The sequence below is a fragment of the Pseudomonas sp. F007 genome, assembly GCF_057814275.1.
Genome location: NZ_JBVATA010000050.1, coordinates 1 through 282, shown reverse-complemented (window position 1 = coordinate 282; position 282 = coordinate 1). Strand labels below are relative to the sequence as shown.

Annotated in this window: 1 protein-coding gene; it reads left to right on the top strand. The window is 63.5% G+C overall.

Features of this window, described 5'->3' with window-relative positions; translation table 11 throughout:
- On the top strand, window positions 1–195 hold a 195-nt coding region (locus ACZYR5_RS29680), incomplete at its 5' end, for a lytic transglycosylase domain-containing protein (protein WP_489107631.1).
- Between the last annotated feature and the right edge of the window lie 87 nt (window positions 196–282).

Below are 282 nucleotides of genomic sequence, written 5' to 3'. Positions count from 1 at the left end.
CGTTACCTCAAGCGCCTGATGAACCTGTTCGACAACGATATCTCTCTCGCCGTCGCCGCCTACAACGCCGGTCCAGACGCGGTGATGAGCCGCGGCCGGGTGATTCCACCGTTCGCTGAAACCCAGCGCTATGTGCCCAATGTGCTGCGCCACTACCGGCATTTGCAGGGCCTGGCGGTGGATGCGCCACTGTAGGCGAACCACTCGCTGGGGCGGGTTGCCCCATAAGTGGGGCAAGTGGGGCAGGCCCGCAAAGTGGGGAAAAAGTGGGGGATAGTCCCC